Source organism: Micromonospora sp. BRA006-A, from assembly GCF_033433935.1.
GTDB lineage: Bacteria > Actinomycetota > Actinomycetes > Mycobacteriales > Micromonosporaceae > Micromonospora > Micromonospora aurantiaca.
On record NZ_JANCLW010000001.1, the window covers coordinates 1,840,087 to 1,861,435 of the forward strand.

The 21,349-nt window shown below is 73.8% G+C and carries 22 protein-coding genes; 19 read left to right on the plus strand and 3 right to left on the minus strand.

Annotated features, from left to right (window positions below; translation table 11 throughout):
- The first annotated feature begins 161 nt into the window (after nt 1–161).
- The 10 genes from NMK34_RS08880 (at nt 162) to NMK34_RS08925 (ending at nt 10,482) form a co-directional block, all read left to right on the plus strand.
- Complete coding sequence (locus NMK34_RS08880; RefSeq protein WP_318332988.1) at nt 162–485, plus strand: hypothetical protein; 324 nt, start codon at nt 162–164, stop codon at nt 483–485.
- A 256-nt stretch (nt 486–741) separates the two neighbouring features.
- On the plus strand, nt 742–3,576 hold the full coding sequence (locus NMK34_RS08885; RefSeq protein WP_318332989.1) for a Na+/H+ antiporter subunit A: 2,835 nt from the start codon (nt 742–744) through the stop codon (nt 3,574–3,576).
- On the plus strand, nt 3,573–4,055 hold the full coding sequence (locus tag NMK34_RS08890; RefSeq protein WP_318332990.1) for a Na(+)/H(+) antiporter subunit C: 483 nt from the start codon (nt 3,573–3,575) through the stop codon (nt 4,053–4,055). The genes NMK34_RS08885 and NMK34_RS08890 overlap by 4 nt, the downstream gene beginning before the upstream one ends.
- Entirely contained in the window at nt 4,052–5,557 is a 1,506-nt protein-coding gene (locus NMK34_RS08895; protein WP_318332991.1) for a Na+/H+ antiporter subunit D, read from the plus strand. The genes NMK34_RS08890 and NMK34_RS08895 overlap by 4 nt, the downstream gene beginning before the upstream one ends.
- Nucleotides 5,554–6,204, plus strand: coding sequence for a Na+/H+ antiporter subunit E (locus NMK34_RS08900; protein ID WP_318332992.1), 651 nt, complete (start codon nt 5,554–5,556; stop codon nt 6,202–6,204). The genes NMK34_RS08895 and NMK34_RS08900 overlap by 4 nt, the downstream gene beginning before the upstream one ends.
- A complete protein-coding gene (locus NMK34_RS08905) occupies nt 6,201–6,464 on the plus strand; it encodes a monovalent cation/H+ antiporter complex subunit F (protein WP_120571077.1) in 264 nt (87 codons plus the stop codon). Before NMK34_RS08900 ends, NMK34_RS08905 begins: the two co-directional genes overlap by 4 nt.
- Complete coding sequence (gene mnhG / locus NMK34_RS08910; RefSeq protein ID WP_194802954.1) at nt 6,461–6,796, plus strand: monovalent cation/H(+) antiporter subunit G; 336 nt, start codon at nt 6,461–6,463, stop codon at nt 6,794–6,796. Before NMK34_RS08905 ends, mnhG begins: the two co-directional genes overlap by 4 nt.
- 163 nt (nt 6,797–6,959) lie before the next feature.
- Nucleotides 6,960–8,315, plus strand: coding sequence for a hemolysin family protein (locus NMK34_RS08915; RefSeq protein ID WP_318332993.1), 1,356 nt, complete (start codon nt 6,960–6,962; stop codon nt 8,313–8,315).
- Nucleotides 8,312–9,376: a hemolysin family protein gene (locus tag NMK34_RS08920; RefSeq protein WP_318332994.1), complete on the plus strand. Its 1,065-nt coding sequence runs from the start codon at nt 8,312–8,314 to the stop codon at nt 9,374–9,376. The genes NMK34_RS08915 and NMK34_RS08920 overlap by 4 nt, the downstream gene beginning before the upstream one ends.
- Before the next feature lie 176 nt (nt 9,377–9,552).
- Nucleotides 9,553–10,482 (plus strand): sporulation protein, encoded by a 930-nt coding sequence (locus tag NMK34_RS08925; protein WP_318332995.1) that lies wholly within the window; start codon nt 9,553–9,555, stop codon nt 10,480–10,482.
- Nucleotides 10,483–10,564: 82 nt separating this feature from the next.
- Here the strand turns inward: NMK34_RS08925 and leuE are convergent, their stop codons facing one another.
- Together leuE and NMK34_RS08935 are read right to left on the minus strand one after the other, a co-directional pair.
- Nucleotides 10,565–11,227: a leucine efflux protein LeuE gene (gene leuE, locus NMK34_RS08930; RefSeq protein WP_013284720.1), complete on the minus strand. Its 663-nt coding sequence runs from the start codon at nt 11,225–11,227 to the stop codon at nt 10,565–10,567.
- Nucleotides 11,224–12,471, minus strand: coding sequence for a bifunctional pyridoxamine 5'-phosphate oxidase family protein/GNAT family N-acetyltransferase (locus NMK34_RS08935; protein ID WP_318332996.1), 1,248 nt, complete (start codon nt 12,469–12,471; stop codon nt 11,224–11,226). Before NMK34_RS08935 ends, leuE begins: the two co-directional genes overlap by 4 nt.
- Nucleotides 12,472–12,509: 38 nt before the next feature.
- On the opposite strand from NMK34_RS08935, the gene NMK34_RS08940 reads away from it, so the two are divergent.
- Together NMK34_RS08940 and NMK34_RS08945 are read left to right on the plus strand one after the other, a co-directional pair.
- Nucleotides 12,510–13,847, plus strand: a complete 1,338-nt coding sequence (locus tag NMK34_RS08940; protein ID WP_318332997.1) for an aminotransferase class I/II-fold pyridoxal phosphate-dependent enzyme — start codon at nt 12,510–12,512, stop codon at nt 13,845–13,847.
- 80 nt (nt 13,848–13,927) lie between these two features.
- The gene (locus tag NMK34_RS08945; protein ID WP_043325745.1) at nt 13,928–14,626 is read left to right on the plus strand and encodes a UdgX family uracil-DNA binding protein; all 699 of its coding nucleotides are present in this window, start codon (nt 13,928–13,930) and stop codon (nt 14,624–14,626) included.
- A gap of 1 nt (nt 14,627) precedes the next feature.
- Here the strand turns inward: NMK34_RS08945 and NMK34_RS08950 are convergent, their stop codons facing one another.
- A complete protein-coding gene (locus NMK34_RS08950; protein WP_318332998.1) occupies nt 14,628–15,284 on the minus strand; it encodes a 4a-hydroxytetrahydrobiopterin dehydratase in 657 nt (218 codons plus the stop codon).
- Between the two features lie 83 nt (nt 15,285–15,367).
- Between NMK34_RS08950 and NMK34_RS08955 the strand changes: the two genes are divergently transcribed.
- The 7 genes from NMK34_RS08955 to NMK34_RS08985 all read left to right on the plus strand — a co-directional run bounded on the left by NMK34_RS08955 (nt 15,368) and on the right by NMK34_RS08985 (nt 21,325).
- A complete protein-coding gene (locus NMK34_RS08955) occupies nt 15,368–15,895 on the plus strand; it encodes a hypothetical protein (protein WP_318332999.1) in 528 nt (175 codons plus the stop codon).
- A 20-nt stretch (nt 15,896–15,915) separates the two neighbouring features.
- Nucleotides 15,916–17,058, plus strand: a complete 1,143-nt coding sequence (locus tag NMK34_RS08960; RefSeq protein WP_318333000.1) for an acyl-CoA dehydrogenase family protein — start codon at nt 15,916–15,918, stop codon at nt 17,056–17,058.
- Between the two features lie 69 nt (nt 17,059–17,127).
- A complete protein-coding gene (locus NMK34_RS08965; protein ID WP_318333001.1) occupies nt 17,128–18,426 on the plus strand; it encodes an MFS transporter in 1,299 nt (432 codons plus the stop codon).
- Between the two features lie 4 nt (nt 18,427–18,430).
- The gene (locus tag NMK34_RS08970; RefSeq protein WP_018785963.1) at nt 18,431–18,631 is read left to right on the plus strand and encodes a DUF3046 domain-containing protein; all 201 of its coding nucleotides are present in this window, start codon (nt 18,431–18,433) and stop codon (nt 18,629–18,631) included.
- Nucleotides 18,632–18,816: 185 nt separating this feature from the next.
- Entirely contained in the window at nt 18,817–19,866 is a 1,050-nt protein-coding gene (gene recA, locus NMK34_RS08975; RefSeq protein ID WP_013284729.1) for a recombinase RecA, read from the plus strand.
- 11 nt (nt 19,867–19,877) lie between these two features.
- Nucleotides 19,878–20,570 carry a regulatory protein RecX gene (locus NMK34_RS08980; RefSeq protein WP_013284730.1) on the plus strand — a complete coding sequence of 231 codons (693 nt, stop codon included), beginning with the start codon at nt 19,878–19,880 and terminating at the stop codon, nt 20,568–20,570.
- 50 nt (nt 20,571–20,620) lie between these two features.
- A complete protein-coding gene (locus NMK34_RS08985) occupies nt 20,621–21,325 on the plus strand; it encodes a 3-keto-5-aminohexanoate cleavage protein (RefSeq protein ID WP_318333002.1) in 705 nt (234 codons plus the stop codon).
- Nucleotides 21,326–21,349: the final 24 nt, after the last annotated feature.

Below are 21,349 nucleotides of genomic sequence, written 5' to 3' on the forward strand. Positions count from 1 at the left end.
GCGGGTGTGACATCCGGCCCGCCGCCGGACCGTTCCGTCCCGCGCCCGGCAGTCGAAGAATGGAATGGGCGATTATTCCGTTAAGTCTTACTTAACTGCTTGCTTGTGGGCTGCAACATAAAGTAACTTCACTCGCGATGCGGCGTGGGGTGGAGGCGTGGATGACCGTCGAGGAGCGAGGCCGGGGGTCCGGAACCGACGTGCTCATCCGCAAGGTCGACAGTCGACTGGCCGCGCTCCGCGCCGGGCTGCACGGTCCTGATCTGGAGCTGGCCGAGGAACTCGCCGCGCGGCTGCGCGAGATGATCCTGGCGACCGCCCGGTCCAGCGCCGCCGACCGCGCCCGGGTCCGGGCTGCCGTGCACTACTTCGTCCAGCGCCGGGAGAGCCGGGACGCCCGGCTGCCGCTGCGCTCCCTGGCCGCCGCCCAGCGCGCGGCAGACCGCGCCGCCCACCAGTTGGCCACCCCCAACCCCACCCCCTGACCGCCCTCTCCCACCTGTCTCCCCGCCCTTCCGCGCCTCCCCACCACCCCGGTGATCAAGGAGTTCGCGGCGGGTTCCGGCGCGTTTCCGGACACGAACTCCTTGATCACCGGGCGATGGAGCGGGTGCACGTCGGGGTGGGCGGATGGGGTAAGGGTGGGTTTTGGGGAAAACCGCCCGGTTCGGTGCCTCTGTGGCGTGTGATCGGTTGTGACACCAGCGTGTTCGCGCGCTGTCACCTCGACCGGGAGTACGCGTGCTCGTCCTGCTGATCGTGCACCTGGTGGCGGCGCTGCTCGCCCCGCTGCTGGTCCGCCGGTGGGGTCCGCGCGCCTGCCTCCTGCTCGCGCTCGCCCCGGCCGCCACGGCGGTCTGGGCGGCGGCGCACACCGGGGCGGTACGCGACGGCGGCGAAGTGGTCGAGACGTACCAGTGGATCTCGCAGCTCCAGCTCGACGTGGCGCTGCGCGTCACGACGCTGTCCTGGCTGATGCTGCTGCTCGTCGGCGGCGTCGGCGCGCTCGTGCTGGTCTACTCCGCCCGCTACTTCCCGCCCGGGTCCATCGGGCTGGCCCGGTTCGCCGCCGTCATGGTCGCCTTCGCCGGGGCGATGCTCGGCCTCGTCGTCTCCGACGACCTGCTGCTGCTCTACGTCTTCTGGGAACTGACCACGGTCTTCTCGTACCTGCTCATCGGGCACAGCACGGAGCGCCGGTCCAGCCGGTGGGCCGCCGCGCAGGCGCTGACAGTGACCACGCTGGGCGGGCTCGCCATGCTCGTCGGTTTCCTGCTGCTCGGCCACCACGCCGGGGGCTACCGGTGGTCGGCGGTGGCCTCGGCGCCGCTGCCCGGCGGCGGGTACCTGGTCGTCGCGGTGCTGCTGATCCTCGCCGGGGCGCTGGCCAAGTCCGCGGTGTTCCCGTTCAACGCGTGGCTGCCGGTGGCGATGGCCGCCCCGACACCGGTGAGCGCGTACCTGCACGCGGCGGCGATGGTGAAGGCCGGCATCTTCCTCATCGGACTGCTCGGCCCGGTGCTCGCCCTGGTCGACGGGTGGCGGCCGGTCACCGTGGTCGCCGGACTGGTCACGCTCGTCATCGGCGGGTGGGCGGCGCTGCGGCAGACCGACCTGAAGCTGCTGCTGGCGTACGGCACTGTCAGCCAGCTCGGCCTGCTGACAGTGGTGTTCGGCGCGGGCACCCCGAAGGCGGCGCTGGCCGGGGTCGCGATGCTGGCGGCGCACGCCCTGTTCAAGGCGGCGCTGTTCCTCGTCGTCGGCATCCTCGACCACGAGGCCGGCACCCGTGACCTGCGGGTGCTGTCCGGGGTCAGGAGGACCGCGCCGGTGCTGGCCGTCGTCGCCACGCTGGCCGCCGCCTCGATGGCCGGGGTGCCGCCGCTGCTCGGGTTCGTCGGGAAGGAGGCGGCGCTCGCCGCGTTCACCGGTGCTCCGCTGGTGCTGACCGTGCTGGTGGTGGGCAGCGCGCTCACCGTCGCGTACAGCATCCGGTTCCTCTGGGGCGCGTTCGGCACCCGGCCCGGCACGCCGGACACCGAGCTGGCCCGGCCGCCCGCCGCGATGCTCGTACCCCCGGCGTTGCTCGCCGTGGCCGGGCTCGCCGCCGGTCCGGCGGCCGGGTGGCTGAGCGGCCTGTTCGAGCCGTACGCCGAGCTGTTCGGGCCGGTCGAGGAGCACCTGGCGCTCTGGCACGGACCCACGGCGGCGCTCGGCCTGTCCGCCCTCGTGCTGGCCGGCGGTGTGGTGCTGCACCTGGTCCGCGGCCCGCTGGCGCCCGCGCTGGCCCGGCTGCGCTCGCCGGTGGGCGGCAACCAGGGGTACGAGTGGGTGACGCACGCCTTCGACCGGCTCGCCATCGAGGTCACCGGTGCCACCCAGCGTGGGTCGTTGCCGCAGTACCTCGGCACCGTGCTGCTCGTGCTGGTGTTCGTGCCGGGCGGGGCGATGATCGCCACCGCGCCGTGGCGGGTCGACCTGGCGGTCTGGGACAACCCGGCCCAGCTCGTGGTCTGTGTGGTGATCGCGGTCGCCGCGCTGCTCGCGGTCGGCGCGCGCCGCCGGCTCACCGCGATGCTGCTCGTCGGCGTGACCGGCTACGGCACCGCGATGATGTTCGTCCTCTACGGCGCGCCGGACGTGGCACTGACCCAGTTCCTCGTGGAGACCGCGACGATCGCCGTGTTCGTGCTGGTGCTGCGGCGGCTGCCGGAGCGCTTCTCGGCCCGTCCGCTGCGCCGCAGCCGCTGGGTCCGCCGCGGCATCGGGATCGCCACCGGTGTGGTGATGGCCGGTCTGGCGCTGGCCGCGGCCGGGGCGCGGCGGGCGCCGTCGATCTCCGCCGGCTTCCCGGACCTGGCCCTGCTCGAGGGGTACGGCCGCAACGTCGTGAACGTGACGCTCGTCGATATCCGGGCCTGGGACACGATGGGGGAGATCTCGGTGCTCGTGGTCACCGCGACCGGCGTGGCCAGCCTGATTTACGAGCGGTCCCGCACCGGGCCGCGTCCCCGCCGTCCTCCACCGGCCGCGATGCGCGCCGGGGACCGGCGCACGGTGTGGCTGCGCGGCGGGCAGACGCTGCCGGAACGGCGGCGGTCGATCGTGTTCGAGGTGGTCACCCGGCTGATCTTCCACACCGTCCTGATCTTCTCGCTGTTCCTGCTCTTCTCCGGGCACAACGCCCCCGGTGGCGGCTTCGCCGGCGGGCTCGTGGCCGGCCTCGCGCTGGCCCTGCGCTACCTGGCCGGCGGCCGGTACGAGCTGGCCGAGGCGGCACCGGTCGGGGCCGGCACGGTGCTCGGCGCGGGTCTGGGCGTCTCGGTCGGCAGCGGAGTGCTCGGCCTGGCGCTCACCGGCGAGGTGCTCCAGAGCGTGAAGGTCAATCTGTGGCTGCCGGTGGTCGGTGACTTCTACCTGGTCACGTCGCTGTTCTTCGACATCGGCGTCTACCTGGTGGTGGTCGGGTTGGTGCTGGACATCCTGCGCAGCCTGGGCGCCGAGGTGGACCGGCACGTGGAGGCGGCGGGCGAGGCCGGTCGGGGTCTGGTCGTCCAGCGCGAGGGCCGACCATGATTCGCGGGGCGGCCGGGCCGACGCTGGTGCTGGTGCTGGCGGTCGGGGTGCTCGTCGCCGCCGGTGTCACGCTGCTGCTGGAACGCAGCCTGACCCGGATCCTGCTCGGCATCATCCTGCTCGGCAACGGTGTGAACCTGCTCATCCTGCTCGGCGGGCGGTCCGGTGCCGCCCCGCTCGTGGGTTCCGCGTCGCAGGGCGAGATGAGCGACGCGCTGCCGCAGGCCATGGTGCTCACCGCCGTGGTGATCACGTTCGGGCTGACCGCGTTCCTGCTCGCCGTCGCCTACCGGAGCTGGTACACCAGCGGCGACGACGAGGTGCAGGACGACCTGGAGGACCGGCAGATCGTCCGCCTCGCCGAGAGCAACGAGGTGTCCACGGCGGACCTCGGCGGCGAGGGCCCGGACGGCGACCCGGAACAGGTGGACCCGGAGCCGGCCCGTCGACGGTTGCGCCGGGACGGGGAGAACCCGTGAGCGGCCTCGTCCCGCTGCCGGTGGTGGTGCCGCTGCTCGGCGCGGCGCTCACCCTCGTGCTGTCCGGCCGGCCCCGCCTGCAGCGGTCGATAAGCGTGCTCTGCCTGTCCAGCGTTCTGGTGGTGGCGGCGGTGCTGCTGGTGGAGGCGTACCGGTTCGGGCCGGTGGTGGTGCAGGTGGGCGGCTGGCCGGCGCCGGTGGGCATCGTGCTGGTGGCGGACCAGCTCGCGGCGCTGATGGTGCTCGTCTCCTCGGCGGTGACGCTGTGCGTGCTGCTCTACTCGATCGGCCAGGGCCGGGGGGAGACCAGCGAGACCGCGCCGGTGAGCATCTTCCACCCCACGTACCTGGTGCTGACGGCGGGCGTGACGAACGCCTTCCTGGCCGGGGATCTGTTCAACCTGTTCGTCGGCTTCGAGATCCTGCTGGCCGCGAGCTTCGTGCTGATCACGCTCGGCGGCACCGAGGTGCGGTTGCGGACCGGATCGACGTACGTGGTGGTCAGCATCCTGTCGTCGCTGCTGTTCCTCTCCGCCGTGGGGCTGGTGTACGCGGCCACCGGCACGCTGAACATGGCGCAGCTCGCCGGCCGGCTGGACGCGCTGCCGTCGGGCGTACGCCTGACCCTGCAACTGACGCTGCTGCTGGCGTTCGGGATCAAGGCGGCGGTGTTCCCGCTGTCGGCGTGGTTGCCGGACAGCTACCCGACCGCGCCCGCGCCGGTCACGGCGGTCTTCGCCGGCCTGCTCACCAAGGTCGGCGTGTACGCGATCATCCGCACCGAGACGCTGCTGTTCCCCGGCGGCCAGGTCGCCACGCTGCTGATGGTGGTGGCCGGGCTGACCATGGTGGTGGGCATCCTCGGGGCGGTGGCCCAGTCGGACCTGAAGCGGCTGCTGTCGTTCACGCTGGTCAGCCACATCGGCTACATGATCTTCGGGGTGGCTCTGAGCAGCGTCGCCGGCCTGTCCGGGGCGATCTTCTACGTGGTGCACCACATCACCATCCAGACCACGCTGTTCCTGGTCGCCGGACTGGTCGAGGAACGCGCCGGCAGCACCGACCTGCGCCGGATCGGCGGCCTGGCGCGAATCGCGCCGATGCTCGGCGTGCTCTTCTTCGTCCCCGCGATGAACCTCGCCGGCATCCCGCCGTTCTCCGGCTTCCTCGGCAAGCTCGGCCTGCTCCAGGCGGGCGTCGCAGCGGGCGGGACGCTGCCCGCCGTGCTGGTCGCCGCGGGCACCCTGACCAGCCTGCTCACGCTCTACGCGGCCTCCCGGGTGTGGAACATCGCGTTCTGGCGGGAGCCCCGGCTGGCCACCACCACCCCGCCGGCCCGGCTGCCCGGGCTGATGGTCGGGGCGACCACCGCCCTGGTGGCGCTGGGCGTGCTGTTCACGCTGGTGGCCGGGCCGCTGTTCCAGGTCACCGCCGACGCGGCCACCGACCTGCGCGAGCGCACCCCGTACGTGCGGGCGGTCCTGCCCCGGGACGTGCCGTGACCGACGACCTGCCCCCGGGCGGGGGCGCGACCGGTGAGCCCACCGGCGTACCCCGTGCGGCACCCGCCCCCGACGCCCCCGCGCCGGCCGTCGGCCGGGGCGGGCGGCGGCGGGACCAGGCGGTCGCGCTCGGCTGGCTGGTCGTCGCCTGGATGCTGCTGTGGGGCGACGTGTCCTGGGGCAACCTCGTCACCGGGCTGGTGGTCGGCGTGGCCGTGCTGCTGTTCTTCCCGCTGCCGCCGGTCACGTTCGGCGGCCGGGTCCGCCCCCGCGCGCTGCTGGTGTTCGCGGCGACGTTCGTCGCGGAGCTGGTCAGCGCCAGCGTGCACGTGGCAGCACTGGCGCTGCGCTTCGGCTACCGCCCGCGCGGCGCGATCATCGCGGTGCCGCTGCGCGTGCGCACCGACCTCAACCTGGCGCTCACCGCCGAGGTGATCTCGCTGGTGCCGGGCACGCTGATCCTCGACGTCGACCGGGCCGCGGGCGTGCTCTACGTGCACGTGCTCGACGTGCGCGGACCCGAGGACATCACCGGCAGCCGCGAGCGCGTGCTCGCCGTCGAACGGCGCATCGTCCGCGCCATCGGATCTCCCGACGAGGTACGCCGGCTCGACCTCGAACCCGCCGAACGGAGGAACCACCCGTGACAGTCCTGCTCGCCGTCGCGTTGACCGTGCTGCTCTCGGCCACCGCGCTGCTCGCCCTGGCCCGGATCTACCGCGGCCCGTCCCTGCTCGACCGGGTCGTCGGCGCCGACCTGCTGCTGTCGGCGATGCTCGCCGCGGTGGGTGCGGAGGCCGCCGTGAACCGGCACGCCACCACGCTGCCCGTGCTGGTGGTGCTCTCGCTGCTCGGCTTCATCGGGTCGGTGTCGCTGGTGCGCTTCGCGGTCCGGGCCGAATCATGAGTGCCGGCGCGGTCGCGGACTGGGTGGGCGGGGTGCTGCTGCTGGCCGGGGCGGTGCTGGCCCTGGTCGCCGGCATCGGGCTGGTGCGCTTCCCGGACGTGCTGGACCGGATGCACGCGGCCACCAAGCCGCAGGTGCTGGGCGTCCTGCTGCTGCTGGCCGGGCTGGCGCTGCGCCTGCGTACCCCCTCGGACCTGGGCATGCTGGTCCTGGTGGCGATCTTCCAGCTCTCCACCGCGCCAGTGGCCGCGCAGATGATCGGCCGGGCCGCGTACCGTTCCGGGCGGGTCGACCGGACGCTGCTGGACGCCGACGAGCTGGCCGGACGCTGAACCGGACGTGCGGGAGGCTTCCCGGCACCCTCAGCGAACGTCCAGCGGGTACCGATAAAATGGGCTGCATGATCGACTCTCCTGCCCCGGAGGGCAGCAGTAGCCGGCCGGGTAATACCCGGCGAATTCCCTCCCCGACGACCCCGGGAGCACTGAACCTCCCGTGTTGATCCTCGTCGGTCTCCTTCTCATCACCGTCCTCACCGCCGCCACCGGTTACTTCGTGGCCCAGGAGTTCGGTTACGTCGCCGTGGACCGAGGCAAGCTCAAGCAGCTCGCCGACGATGGCGACCGTGCCGCGGCCCGGGCCCTGGAGGTGACCGGGCGGCTCTCCTTCATGCTGTCCGGCGCGCAGCTCGGCATCACCGTGACCGCCCTGCTCGTCGGTTACGTCGCCGAGCCGTACCTGGGCGCCGGGCTGGCCGACCTGCTCGGCGTGGCCGGGCTGTCCAGCTCGGTGTCGCTGCCGCTGTCGGTGGCTCTCGCCCTGATCATCGCCACCGTGGTGCAGATGGTCCTCGGCGAGCTGGCCCCGAAGAACCTGGCCATCGCGCGGGCCGAACCGCTCGCCCGGGCGCTGTCCCGGTCCACCCTGATCTACCTGAAGATCGCCGGTCCGTTGATCACGCTGTTCGACCGGGCCGCCGTACGGCTGCTCCGCCGCATCGGCATCGAGCCGATCGAGGAGCTGCCCAGCGGTGCCACCCCGAAGGACCTGGAACAGATCATCGCCGAGTCCCGGGAGGAGGGGCACCTCGACGCCGAGATGTCCGACCTGCTGGACCGGGGTCTGGACTTCCGCGAGCTGACCGCCGGCGAGGCGATGGTGCCGCGCGTCGACGTGCACACCATCCGGGCCGACGAGCCGGTCAGCCGGATCGTCGAGCTGCTGGACACCGGCCACTCCCGGTTCCCGGTGCGCGGCGCCGAGGGCGTCGACGACCTGGTCGGCGTGGTCGGCATCGCCGACGTGCTCGGGGTGCCCCCGGCGCAGCGCGCGACCACCCGGGTCGACGCGGTGGCCGTACCCCCGTTGCTGGTGCCCGAGACGCTGCCGCTGCCGACGGTGCTGGACCGCCTGCGGTCCGGGCACCGGCAGCTCGCCTGCGTGGTCGACGAGTACGGCGGTTTCGCCGGCGTGATCACGCTGGAGGACCTGGCCGAGGAACTGGTCGGGCCGATCCGCGACGAGGACGACCCGCCGGACCGGGCCGCGGCCCGGCAGGAGGACGGCTCCTGGGTGGTCCCGGCGCGCTGGCGCATCGACGAGGTCGCCGACAGCACCGGCATCGAACTGCCCGAGGCGCCCGAGTACGACACGCTCTCCGGTCTGGTGATGCGGGAGCTGGGCCGGGTGCCCGAGGTCGGTGACCGGCTGGAGATCCCGGTCGCCACGGACGGCGACGAGCCGGCCGGTGGCCCGCGGGTGCTGGTCGAGGTGCTGGCGGTGGACCGGCACGTGGCCGACTCGGTGCGGCTGCGGCCCGCCGCCTCGGTGTCCGGGGAGGGTTCCGCATGAGCCCCGGATTCGCGTTGTTCTTCTCCGTGGTGCTGCTGGCGCTCAACGGGTTCTTCGTGGCCGCCGAGTTCGCGCTCGTCGCGGCCAAGCGGTACCGCCTCGAACAGGCGGCCGCCGGTGGCGGCCGGGCGGCCCGCGCGGCGCTGGACGGCGTCCGCGAGCTGAGCCTGATGCTGGCCGGCGCGCAACTCGGCATCACGCTGTGCACGCTGGGTCTGGGCGCGCTGGCCGAACCGGCCATCGAGCACCTGCTCAGCCCGCTGCTGCACGCGGTCGGCCTGCCCGAGGCGGTCAGCCACGTGGTGGCGCTGGTGTTCGCGCTGTCGCTCGTGACGTTCCTGCACCTGGTGGTCGGTGAGATGGCCCCGAAGTCGTGGGCGATCACCGACGCGGAGCGGTCGGCGATGCTGCTGGCGCTGCCGTTCCGGGCGTTCGCCCGGATCGCCCGGCCGGTGCTGTCCGTGCTCAACGGGCTCGCGAACGCGATGCTGCGCCTGTTCGGGGTGCAGCAGCAGGACCAGCTCGCCCAGGTGCACGGCCCGGACGAGCTGCGCATCCTGCTGGAGCAGTCCCGGGAGCACGGGCTGCTCGGCGCCGAGCAGCACCAGCTGCTGACCAGCATGCTGGAACTCCAGGGCACCACAGTCGCCCAGGTGATGGAGCCGTTCGACCGGATCGTCACGGTGGGCCGGAGCGAGACCGCCGAGCGGATCGAGCACGTCTCCCGCGACAGCGGCCGGTCCCGGCTCGCCGTGGTCGACACCGGTGGTGAGGTGTGCGGCCTGGTGCACGTACGCGAGGCGGTGCGCGCCGTCACCACCGGCCGTCCGGCGACCGCGGAGGAGCTGATGACCAGCGCCTTCACGCTGCCGGCCGAGGCGTCGGTGACCGAGGCGGTGGCCGCCATGCGGGCGCGGCAGGCGCAGCTCGCGCTGGTGAGCAACGGTGGCGGGCCGACCCGCCCGATCGGGTTCGTCGCGTTGGAGGACCTCCTGGAGGAGGTCATCGGCGAGTTCGACGACGAGACCGACCCGGTGCCGCGAGGCCGCCGGATGCGCTGACCGTCCTGATCCGTACCGGCCCGGCGAGGTGGGAGACCACCTCGCCGGGCCGGCGTCTTTCCGCTTCCGGCGTCGGCTTCGCCGGGCGTCCGTTGCCGGCGGCGGGCGGTGGGCGGCCCTCGGCCGGTGGCCGTCTCGGTCGGGCATGGCCGGGCGGGCAGCGGGAAAGCCCCGGCATGCGGTTGACCGGCGTGTCGCGGGACTCCACCTGGACCGGGCTCTCGGTGAGCACCACGCTGCCCAACCCGAGCACCCGGCCGGGCCTGCGCCTGCCGGGCCGGGTGACGCTCGCCGCCGGTGGATCGGACGTACCGGTCCGGCACATCCGGCTCGCGCTGGTCACCCAGGTCGAACCGGAGAACCCGGAGGCGCCGCGCCGCCTGGTGCAGTTCCAGACGTGGACGATCGCGGGACGGTTCGTGGTACCGGCCGGACGGCGGCGGGCCGTCGAGTTCGCCGTGCCGCTGCCGTGGGAGTCGCCGGTGACCACGTACGGCGGGGTGCCGCTGCTGAGCCTGCGTACCGGGCTGCGCACCGAGGTGTCGGTGGACCCGGAGGTGGACCAGGGCGCGATGGTGCCGGTGCTGATCCACCCGCTGCCCGCCCAGGAGCACGTGCTCGCCGCGCTGGACACGCTCGGCTTCGCGATCCGGCAGGCCGGGCTGCGCGAGGGGCGGCTGCCGGGGGTGGAGCAGACGCTGCCGTTCCAGCAGTGGTACGGCTTCTGGGCCGCCCCGCTCTACGCCGGCCCGATGACCGAACTCGAAATGATCATGCTGACCGACTCGGCCGGCATGGAGGTGCTGCTCTGGCTGGACCGGCGGCTCTCCCTGGCCGGGATCACCCACCAGAGCATCAGCCGGTTCCGGGTCTGGCACGCCGGTGCCGACGAGCGCGACTGGGTGGCCACTGTGGACGGCTGGCTGCGGCACGCCATCGACAGGCACGCGGCCGCCGCCGCGCACGCCGACTGGTCGGCCACGATCCGTGAGTCGGCGCACGTCAGCCGCCCGCCCGACCGTCCGGTCGCGCCGGGTTACGGTCTCGGGGGTACGGCCGGCGGCGCGGGCATCGGCGGCGGTGGCGGAGGCGGCGACGGCACGTGAGCGCGTGCGTATGCGCGTGTTCGTTGTTAAGAAGGGGCCCCTGCTCTACCGGAGGCGTTAAGAGGGGGCCCTTCCTTACACCTCAGCCGGCGGCGAGCTTCAGGCTGAACCCGAGGAACAGCACCGCGACCGCCGTGGTGCCGCTCGCGGCCAGCCGCCGGCGCTGCCGGAACTGGGCCGCCAGGTACGTGCCGGTGAAGATCAGCACGGTCAGGTAGAGCGCGCTGGCGACCTGCGCGATCAGCCCGAGCAGCAGGAACGACAGCGCCGGCCACGCATACCCGGGGTCGACGAACTGGATGAAGAACGAGACGAAGAACAGGATCGCCTTCGGGTTGAGCAGGCTGATCACCAGCGCCCGCCGGAACGGCTCCCGCTGTTCGGCCGGCTCCACCTCGTCGATCAGGCGCGGCGTGGCCGGGTCGTTGCGGTCGCGCCAGCGCCGCCACGCGCCACGCAGCATGGCCAGCCCCAGATACCCGAGGTACGCCGCGCCGGCGTACTTGATCACCAGGTAGAGCGGGGGGTACGCCTGGAGCAGCGAGGCCACCCCGGCGGCGGAGAGCACCATCAGCACCGCGTCGCCGACGAACACCCCGGCGGCGGCCCGGTAACCGGTGGCCACGCCCCGGCGGGCGGCGGTGGCCAGCACGAAGAGCGAGTTCGGGCCGGGCAGCAGCACGATCGCCACGGTGCCCAGCACATACGTCCAGATGTCGGTGATCCCCAGCACGCCGGACATCATGACGCCGCGCCGGCCGCCGGGCGAAGCCTTTCCCGCAGGCTGACCTGTGCATTCGGCCACTCCTGCGCGAGCATCGAGTACTGCACGGTGTCCCGCCAGGAGCCGTCGGCGCGTTGCTTGTGCTGTCGCAGCACGCCCTCCCGGCTCGCGCCGAGCCGTTCGATCGCGCGCTGCGAGCGGTCGTTGCGGATGTCGGTGTGCCAGACCACGCGGACCGCGTCGAGGTCGTCGAAGGCCCGGCCCAGCAGGAGCAGCTTCGCCTCGGTGTTCACGCCGGTACGCCACCAGGGGCGGCCCAGCCAGGTGTAGCCGATCGCTAGTGACCGGCGGACCGGGTCGATCTCGTAGAAGGAGGTCGTGCCGATCACCGCGCCGGTGACGGCACAGCGCTGGGTCCAGCACACCTGCTCGCCGCGTTCCTGCGCGTCCAGGTAGGCGGCGACCACCCGGCGCATCTCGGCGGCGTCGGCCGGCTGCGTACCGCCCAGGTGCCGCCACACCTCCGGGTCGGCGGTGGCGGCGTACAGCTCGTCGGCGTGGGCGAGGTCGAGCGGCTCCAGCACGACGTGCTCGCCGCGCAGCAGCGCCGGTTCGTGCCACGGCGAGCGGGCCGAGCGCAGGTACGCCGGCACCGGCGCGCTCACGCCGGGTGCGGGTTCGGGGCGGCCCGGCGTGAGCCGCAGCGGCACCACACCGGCCCAGTACGGCAGCGCCTCGTCGGCCGGCTCGTCGTTGACTCCGCCGGTGCGCATCCGTACCGACACCTCGCGCAGGGGCAGCGCCAGCACGGCGGTCTCGGCCAGCTCGCGCCGGTTCGGCGGGCGGCTGTCGGCGGACCGGCCGGCGGCGACCTTCTCCACCAGCGCGGTCAGCACCGCCGCCTTCTCACCGGCGTCGTCGACCAGGTGGGCGGTGCCGTGCGCCACCACCGACCGGTAGTTGGCGCTGTGGTGGAACTGGGAGCGGGCGTAGATCAGCCCGTCGAGGTGGGTGACGGCGACGCAGACCCTCAGCCCGGCCTCGCCCCGGGCGGCGAGCAGCGGCCGGCTGCCGGTGGACCCGTGCAGGTAGAGCGTGTCGCCGATGCGCACGTGCAGGGTCGGCAGGATGCGCGGCTCGCCGTCCACTGTGAACGACAGCGCGCAGTGGTACGCCTCGTCCAGCAGCGCGTGGGCGGTGGCCCGGTCGTAGTGCATCCGGTCGCGGGTGCGGGTGGCGGTGGTGCGTTCGGTTGGGGCGTACACGTGACATCCCACCTTTGTTCTAGTACAATCTCCGAACTGTGGCAGCACAATATCAGGTCACCGGCTCGACCTCCGCCGCGATTTCGGCAAGCGTCGAATCCGGCATCCGCACCGGCGATCTCGCCCCCGGCGACGCCCTGCCCGCCGTCCGCGCGCTCGCCGCCGAGCTGGACGTCAGCCCGGCCACCGTCGCGAAGGCGTACCAGGAACTGCGGCAACGCGGCCTGGTCGCGACCGCCGGCCGGCACGGCACCCGGGTCCGCCCCCGCCCGCCGGTCGCCGGTCGCCGTGCCGCGCTGCTGCCCCCGCCGCTGCCCGGCGGCCGCGACCTCTCCGCCGGCCAGCCCGACCCCCGGCTGCTGCCCCCGCTCGGCCCGCACCTGGCCGCGCTCGCCGCCGAGATCGGACCTCCCGGCGGCTACGCGACCGACGCCGTGCTGCCCGACCTGGCCGCCCTGGCCCGCGACCGGCTCGCCGCCGACGGCGTGCCGGCCGGCGCGCTCACCGTCACCGGCGGTGCGCTCGACGGCATCGAACGGTTGCTCGCCGCCCACCTGCGCCCCGGCGACGCGGTGGCGGTGGAGGATCCGGGCTGGGCCAACCTGCTCGACCTGATCGCCGCGCTCGGGCTGCGTACCGTCGGGGTGCCGGTGGACGACGAGGGCCCCACCGTCGGCGGGGTCCGGGCGGCGCTCACCGCCGGGGTCCGGGCGCTCGTGGTGACCAGCCGGGCGCAGAACCCGACCGGCGCGGCCGTCTCCGCCGACCGGGCCGCCGCGCTGCGGACGCTGCTCGCCGGCCGGGCCGACCTGCTGCTGATCGAGGACGACCACGCCGCCGAGCTGGCCCGCGTACCAGTGCACCCGCTCGCCGGGTCGACCCCGGCGTGGGCCTTCGTCCGGTCGGTGAGCAAGCCCTACGGGCCCGACCTGCGGCTCGCGGTGCTGACCGGCGACGAGGCCACAGTGGCCCGGGTGGCCGGGCGGGCCCGGGTCGGCGCCGGCTGGGTCTCCACGGTGCTGCAACGCCTGGTCGTGTCGCTCTGGCGCGACCCGGCCACCGCCGAGCTGGTCCGGCGCGCGGCGGACAGCTACGACAGGCGGCGCGACGGGCTGGTGGCCGCGCTCGCCGCGCGCGGGGTGGCGGCGCACGGGCGTACCGGGATCAACGTCTGGGTGCCGGTGCCCGACGAGACGGTGGCGATCACGACACTGCGCGACGCCGGGTGGTCGCTCGCCCCCGGCGGCCTGTACCGGATCGCTGCCGCCCCCGCCGTGCGCGTCTCGGTGAGCGCGCTGGACGAGGCCGACGTCCCCGCGCTCGCCGACGCCCTCACCGGTGGAAGGAAGGGCCCCCTCTTAACGCATTCGGTATAGGAAGGGCCCCTTCTTAACACCTCCGGACAGCGCGGCGGGCCGCTCGCGTGCGCGCCGCCCGACGGGGTAGAACGATCGGCATGGCCGAGACCGAGAGCGCACCCGGCGCACAGGAGTTCATCCCGCCGTCGGCGGACACCATCGACGAGCTGCGCGCCGCAGCGGGCGACTGCCGGGGCTGTGAGCTGTACCGGGACGCCACCCAGACCGTCTTCGGCCGCGGCGACGAGCACGCGCGCGTGGTCTTCGTCGGCGAGCAGCCGGGCGACATCGAGGATCAGAAGGGGCTGCCGTTCGTCGGGCCGGCCGGGCGGCTGTTGCGCAAGGCCGTCGACGACGCGGCACTCGACCCCGCCCAGATCTACCTGACGAACGCCGTGAAGCACTTCCGCTTCGAGCTGCGCGGTAAGCGGCGCATCCACCAGACCCCGGACCGCGTGCACGTCACCGCCTGCCGGCCGTGGCTGGTCGCCGAGTTCGCCCGGCTGCGCCCGGAGATCGTGGTGGTGCTCGGCGCCACCGCCGCCAAGGCGCTGCTCGGCCCGAGCTTCCGGGTGACGAAGCAGCGCGGCGAGCTGCTGCCCTGGCCCGCCGCCGCCCAGCACCCGGAGGACTTCGAGCGCGTGCCGGTCGACCGGACGGGCGCCGTCGCCGACGCCCCGGCGGCCCGGCTGCTCGCCACCATCCACCCGTCGGCGGTGCTGCGCGCCGACAACCAGGACGTCGCGTACGAGGGCCTGGTCGCCGACCTGAAGGTGGCCGCCAAGGCGCTGCGCTGAGTCAGGCGCGCTGCTGCCAGGTGCAGAGGCAGACCCGGTTGCCGTCCGGGTCGGCGAGCACCCAGAAGCTCGGCGCCTCCGCGTCGCTGACGAGCGTCCCGCCCGCCGCCAGCGCGGCGGCGATGCGCGCGTCCACCTCGGCCGGGTCGACCCACACGTCCGGGTGCCACCGCTGCCGCGGCTCGTCCCGGCCGGAGCGCTGGAACCAGACGGTCGGCAGCACGCCGTCCGGGTCGCGTACCTCGTCGTCGTCCGGGCCGCGGCCGTCCGGCGACTGCCAGGTCAGGACCGCCCGCCAGAACGGCAGCACCACGGCGTGCTCGGGGGTGTCCAGCGCGAGTTCCAGGCGGGCCAGCCCGGCCGCCGACAGGGTCAGCCCGGCGTCCGCGGCCAGCGCCGCGATCGTCCGGGCCAGCCGCAGGTCACGCCCTGTCACGCCACCCGCGTCGTGCGACCACAGCCGCACGTCCACGTGGGTGTAGCGCAGATCCAGATCCGGATGATGATCGACCCGCTCGGCCTCCGCGCCGACCGCGGCCACCAGCGCCAGTCCGGCCGCGAAATCAGGGGTACGGATGCGCGTCTGCAACGCCCCCAGCAGGTACGTCCACCCGTCCAGCCCGGCCTCGGCCACCTGTTTCCCCGTGAGTGTGCTCATCCGGCCATCCTGGCGTGCCCGCCGCCCGTCCGCCACCGTCCACAGGGGGAACATGGATCGACACGCGGGGATACGATCCGGGCATGGCCGACCCCCGACCTCAGGTGTCGCTGTTCCGGTACGGCGCACCCGGCCCGTACGTGATCTCCATGCTGCTCGCCGGCCTCCTCTGGCTGCCCATCCGGCTCTGGGAGCGGGACGGGTCCGTGCAGGAGGCGGTGGTCGAGGCCGGCCTGAACGCGGTGATCTGGGGGTTCGCGTTCTACTTCGCGCTGAGCCGGTTCGGTAAGCCGCGCCCCGCCGAGGCGGACCGCGTCGTCGCCTGGGCGGTCGCCGAGACGGCGCTGCGCCGGGGCGAGCCGCCCGCCGACGAGGCGGGGCGCGCGGCGGTGGCGGACAACCTTCCCGCGATACGCCGGGGAGCGCTGTTCGGAGCGGTCGGCGGCGTGGTGCTGCTCGGCCCGCTGATCGTGCTCGCGATCCGCGCCGGGTGGGAGTTCGCCGCCGCCGGGTTCGGGATCGTGCTGGCCGCGATCCTGGCCGAGGCCGTCCGTACCGGCCGCCGGGAGCGCCGGCTGCGAGCGGCGCTCACCCCTGTCCTAGGCGGGTGAGCGGTGCCAGACTTGCCGGCATGGAGCAGCATCTCTACGAGCCCGTCCACGACGAGTTCCGTGACCTGTGCCGCCGGTTCCTGACCCGGGAGGCGGTGCCGCACCACGAGCGCTGGGAGGCCGACGGGATCGTCGACCGGGAGGTCTGGCGGGCGGCCGGCGCGGCCGGGCTGCTCGGCCCGGACGTGGATCCCGAGTACGGCGGTGGCGGGCAGCGCGACTTCCGGTTCAACGCGGTGCTGGACGAGGAGATCGTCGCGGCCGGGTGCACCGGTCTGGGGTTCGGGCTGCACAACGACGTGGTCGCGCCGTACCTGACCGAGCTGACCACCGGCGACCAGCGCAAGCGGTGGCTGCCGGGCTTCTGCTCCGGCGACCTGGTCACCGCCATCGCGATGAGCGAGCCGGGCGCGGGCAGCGACCTGGCCGGCATCCGCACCACTGCGGTCCGCGACGGGGACAGCCTGGTCCTCAACGGGCAGAAGACGTTCATCACCAACGGTGAGATGGCCGACCTGGTGGTCGTGGTGGCCAAGACCGCACCGGACCAGGGCGCGCACGGGGTGAGCCTGGTCGTGGTGGAGAGCGGCACGCCGGGCTTCAGCCGGGGCCGCCGCCTGGCGAAGGTCGGCCTGAAGGCCAACGACACCGCCGAGCTGTTCTTCGACGACTGCCGGGTGCCGGCGGAGAACCTGATCGGCACCGAGAACCACGGCTTCTACCACCTGATGGCCAACCTGCCCCGGGAGCGGCTGAGCATCGCCGTCGCCGCGGTGGCGGCCTGCGAGAAGCTGCTCGCGCTGACGATCGAGTACGCCCGCTCCCGGGAGGCGTTCGGCCGGCCGATCGGCCGGTTCCAGCACAACCGGTTCCTGCTGGCCGAGCTGGACACCGAGGTCACCATCGCGCGGACGTTCGTCAACCACTGCGTCACCGAGTTCAACGCGGGTCGCCTCTCGGTGACCGACGCGGCGAAGGCCAAGTGGTGGACCACCGAGTTGCAGACCAAGGTCGCCGACCGGTGCGTCCAGTTGCACGGCGGCTACGGCTTCATGGCGGAGTACCCGGTGGCGAAGGCGTGGCTGGACAGCCGGGTGCAGACCATCTACGGCGGCACCACCGAGATCATGAAGGAGATCATCGGCCGGGGCCTCGGCCTGTAGCGAAACCGGGTGCCGGCCGGGCGAGCCGGTGCGGGAGGATGGGGCACCCGTCCCCACCAGGAGCGCCGCATGTCCACCGACCTGACCGCGCCGGCCCCGCCCCGGCCCGACGTCGCCGGCATCCAGCGGCGTACCGTCCGGCTGCTCTTCCTCACCCAGATCATCGGCGGCATCGGCGTCACCATCGGCATCTCGGTCGGCGCGCTGCTCGCCGCCCGGGTCGCCGGCACGGCCCTGGCCGGGCTGGCGCAGAGCGCCGGGGTGGTCGGGGCCGCGCTGCTCGCCATCCCCGTGACCCGGCTGATGACCGCGCGGGGCCGGCGGCCGGGGCTGGTGCTCGCGTACGCGGTCGGCGCGGTCGGCGGCGTGCTGGTGGTGGTCGCCACCGTGACGCGCCTGGTGCCGTTGCTCTTCGTCGGCATGCTGCTGTTCGGCGGCGGCACGGCGGCCAACCTCCAGGCCCGCTACACGGCGGTGGACCTGGCCGAGCCGCAGCGCCGGGGACGGCAGCTCTCGCTGGTGGTCTGGGCCACCACCATCGGCGCGGTGGCCGCGCCGAACTTCGCCGCGCTCGCCGACGAGACCACCCGGGGCTGGGGTCTGCCGGCGCTGGCCGGCCCGTTCGCCTTCAGCGCCGTCGCGTTCACGCTCACCGCCGTCGTACTCCTGGTCCTGCTCCGGCCGGACCCGCTGCTCACCGCGCGCCGGCTGACGGCGGCCGAGCCGGCGCCGGGCGCCGCACCCGCGGTCGCCCGCCGCGGTGGCATGGCCGCCGCGTGGCGCACGGTACGCGGGCGGCCGGCTGCCCGCCTCGGCATCGCCGCTGTCGCGGTGGGGCACCTGGTGATGGTCGCGGTGATGTCGATGACCCCGGTGCACCTCGGCGAGTGGCACTCCGACGCGGACGTGCTGCCGGTGGTCGGCCTGGTGCTGAGCCTGCACATCGCCGGCATGTACGCGCTGTCGCCGGTGGTGGGGTGGCTCACCGACCGGTTCGGCCGGCGGCCGGTGATCCTCGGCGGGGTGGCGCTGCTGCTGGCCGCGTGCGCGGTCTCCGGCACCTCGGGGCACAGCACACCGCTGCTGTCGGTGGGGCTGGCGCTGCTCGGGCTGGGCTGGTCGGGCACGATGGTGGCGGGCTCGACGTTGCTGTCGGAGTCGGTGCCCACCGCCGACCGGCCCGGCGTGCAGGGCCTGTCCGACCTGCTCATGGGGCTGGCCGGGGCGGGCGCGGCGGCGGCGAGCGGGTTCGTCATGCGAGCCGTGGGGTACCCGACGCTCACCCTGCTGTCGGCGATCGCCGTGGTGCCGCTGGTGGCGTTGGCACTGCGCCGTCCCGGCACGGCACCACTCGACGAGGAGGAGTGAACACGTGCGGCTGACCGACTTCTGGACGCGGCTGGAGGAGGCGTTCGGGCCCGGTTACGCGGCCAGCATCGCCAGCGACCAGGTGCTGTCCCAGCTCGGCGGGCGGACCGTCGAGCAGGCCCTCGCCGCCGGTGAGGAGACGCACGTGGTGTGGCGCGCCGTGGTCGCCGCCTACCCGGACCGGGTGCCCGCCCGGCTACGCTGAGCAGCCTTTTCGTCGATCCCGCGTGTCGCTTGCCCAGTCGTACACCTGTTCGGCTATTGTCCACAGCGGGGTGCTCGTCCACAGCTCACGGCCCGTCGGCTGGTTTTCTGTCGGACCCAGCGCCTAGCGTGTCCCGCGTGACGCGAAGCTCAGGAAAGACGCCGGCGAAGGCAGGGGTGGCAACGATGGCAGCAGGGCCTGACCGGGAGAAGGCGCTCGACCTTGCTCTCGCTCAGATCGACAAGCAGTTCGGCAAGGGTTCGGTGATGCGGCTGGGGGAGCGGCCCGTCGTGCAGACGGCTGTCATCCCGACCGGCTCCATCGCGCTCGACGTGGCGCTCGGCGTGGGCGGTCTGCCCCGCGGCCGGGTGGTCGAGATCTACGGTCCGGAGTCCAGCGGTAAGACCACCGTCGCGCTGCACGCGGTGGCGAACGCCCAGCGGGCCGGCGGCATCGCCGCGTTCATCGACGCGGAGCACGCGCTCGACCCGGAGTACGCGCGGGCCCTCGGCGTCGACACCGACGCCCTGCTGGTCTCCCAGCCGGACACCGGCGAGCAGGCGCTGGAGATCGCGGACATGCTGGTCCGCTCCGGCGCGATCGACATCATCGTGATCGACTCGGTGGCGGCCCTGGTGCCGCGCGCCGAGATCGAGGGCGAGATGGGCGACAGCCACGTCGGTCTCCAGGCCCGGCTGATGAGCCAGGCGCTGCGGAAGATCACCGGCGTGCTCAACAACACCGGCACCACGGCGATCTTCATCAACCAGCTCCGCGAGAAGATCGGCGTGATGTTCGGCAGCCCGGAGACCACCACCGGTGGCCGGGCGCTGAAGTTCTACGCCTCGGTCCGGCTCGACGTGCGCCGCATCGAGAGCCTCAAGGACGGCACCGACGTGGTCGGTAACCGCACCCGGGTCAAGGTCGTGAAGAACAAGGTCGCGGCGCCGTTCAAGCAGGCCGAGTTCGACATCATGTACGGCAAGGGCATCTCCCGCGAGGGCTCGCTGATCGACGTCGGCGTGGAGCAGGCGATCATCCGCAAGTCCGGCGCCTGGTACACCTACGACGGTGACCAGCTCGGCCAGGGCAAGGAGAAGGCCCGCGAGTTCCTCCGCGAGAACCCGGACGTGGCGGCCGAGATCGAGAAGAAGATCCTGGAGAAGCTCGGCGTCGGCACCGGTGGTGCGGGCGACGCCGCCGGTGGCCCGGAACTGCCGCCGGTCGACTTCTGATCCGCTGACCCGTGGCAGGACGACGCGCCCGTACGGGCCGGGGCTGGGATGCCGGCCCACCCCGTACGGGCGACGCCACAGGTACGCCCCGGCCTCGCCGGGGGCGCCGTGATCGCGCGGCGGAGCCCGATGCAGGGGAGGCTCCGGCTCCGCCGCGCGACGAGGCCGAGCTGGCCCGGGAGATCTGCCTGCGGCAGCTCGCGGTCCGCCCGCGGACCCGGGCCGAGCTGGCCGGTGCGCTGGCCCGGCGCGGCATCTCCGAGGAGGTCGCCGAGCAGGTCCTCGACCGGTACGACGAGGTCGGCATCGTCGACGACGCCGCCTTCGCCCGCGCCTGGGTGAGCAGCCGGCACAACGGCCGCGGGCTGGCCCGCCGGGCACTCGCCAACGAGCTGCGTCAGCGCGGTGTCGACGGCGAGGTGGCCGGCGCGGCACTGGACGGGCTGGACGAGGAGACCGAGGCGGAGACCGCCCGCGCCCTGGTGGACCGCAAGCTGCGCAGCACCAGAGGCGAGCCGGACGCGGTGTTCCGGCGTCTGGTCGGCATGCTGGCGCGCAAGGGCTACCCGGCCGGGGTGGCGATCCGGGCGGTGAAGGACGCGCTCGCCGCGCAGAGCGCCGAGGCGGCCGAGTTCGCCGAGCACATCGACGCCGACGCGATGGCCGACGCCGAGCACGACCTCGACTCCCGCCGGCTCGACTGACCGACCGGCCGCCGATGTCGCGGCCGCCGTCCCGAGGGAGGCGCACACCCGTGCTGAAGGCGTGTCTCAACGGCACCCGACGGCTGGACGAGCACCCCGCCGTGCCGCTCACCCCGGCCGAACTGGCCGCCGACGCGGTGCGCTGCGCGACCGCCGGGGTGGTGGCGGTGCATGTGCACCCGCGCGACGACGACGGCACCGAGTCGCTCGATCCGGCAGTGATCGCGGCGGCGGTCACCGCCATCCGCGACGCCCGTCCCGGCCTGCCGGTCGGCGTGAGCACCGGCGCCTGGATCGTCCCCGACCCGGCCGAGCGGGCCGCCGCCGTCCGCGCCTGGACGGTGCTGCCCGACTTCGCCTCGGTCAACGCCCACGAACCGGGGGCGGCCGAGGTCGCCGCCGCCCTGCACGAGCGCGGCGTGATGGTCGAGGCAGGTCTGTGGACGCTCTCAGCGGTCGACGCCTGGCGCCGCTGGTCCACACCCACCGGGCGGATCCTCGTCGAGTGCATGGCCGAGCGGGTCGAGACGGCGCTCGCCGACGCGGCCGCGATCCTCGCCGCCCTGCCCGACGGGCACCCGCCGGTGCTGCTGCACGGGGAGGGCCCGGCCACCTGGCCGGTGTACGCGGAGGCGGTCCGGCGGGGTCTGCACACCCGGATCGGCCTGGAGGACACGCTGCTGCTGCCCGACGGCACTCAGACCCCCGACAACGCCACCCTGGTAACCACAGCCCGCACCACCGCCGCCCCCTGACCCACCCCGCCCGACCCACCCGCC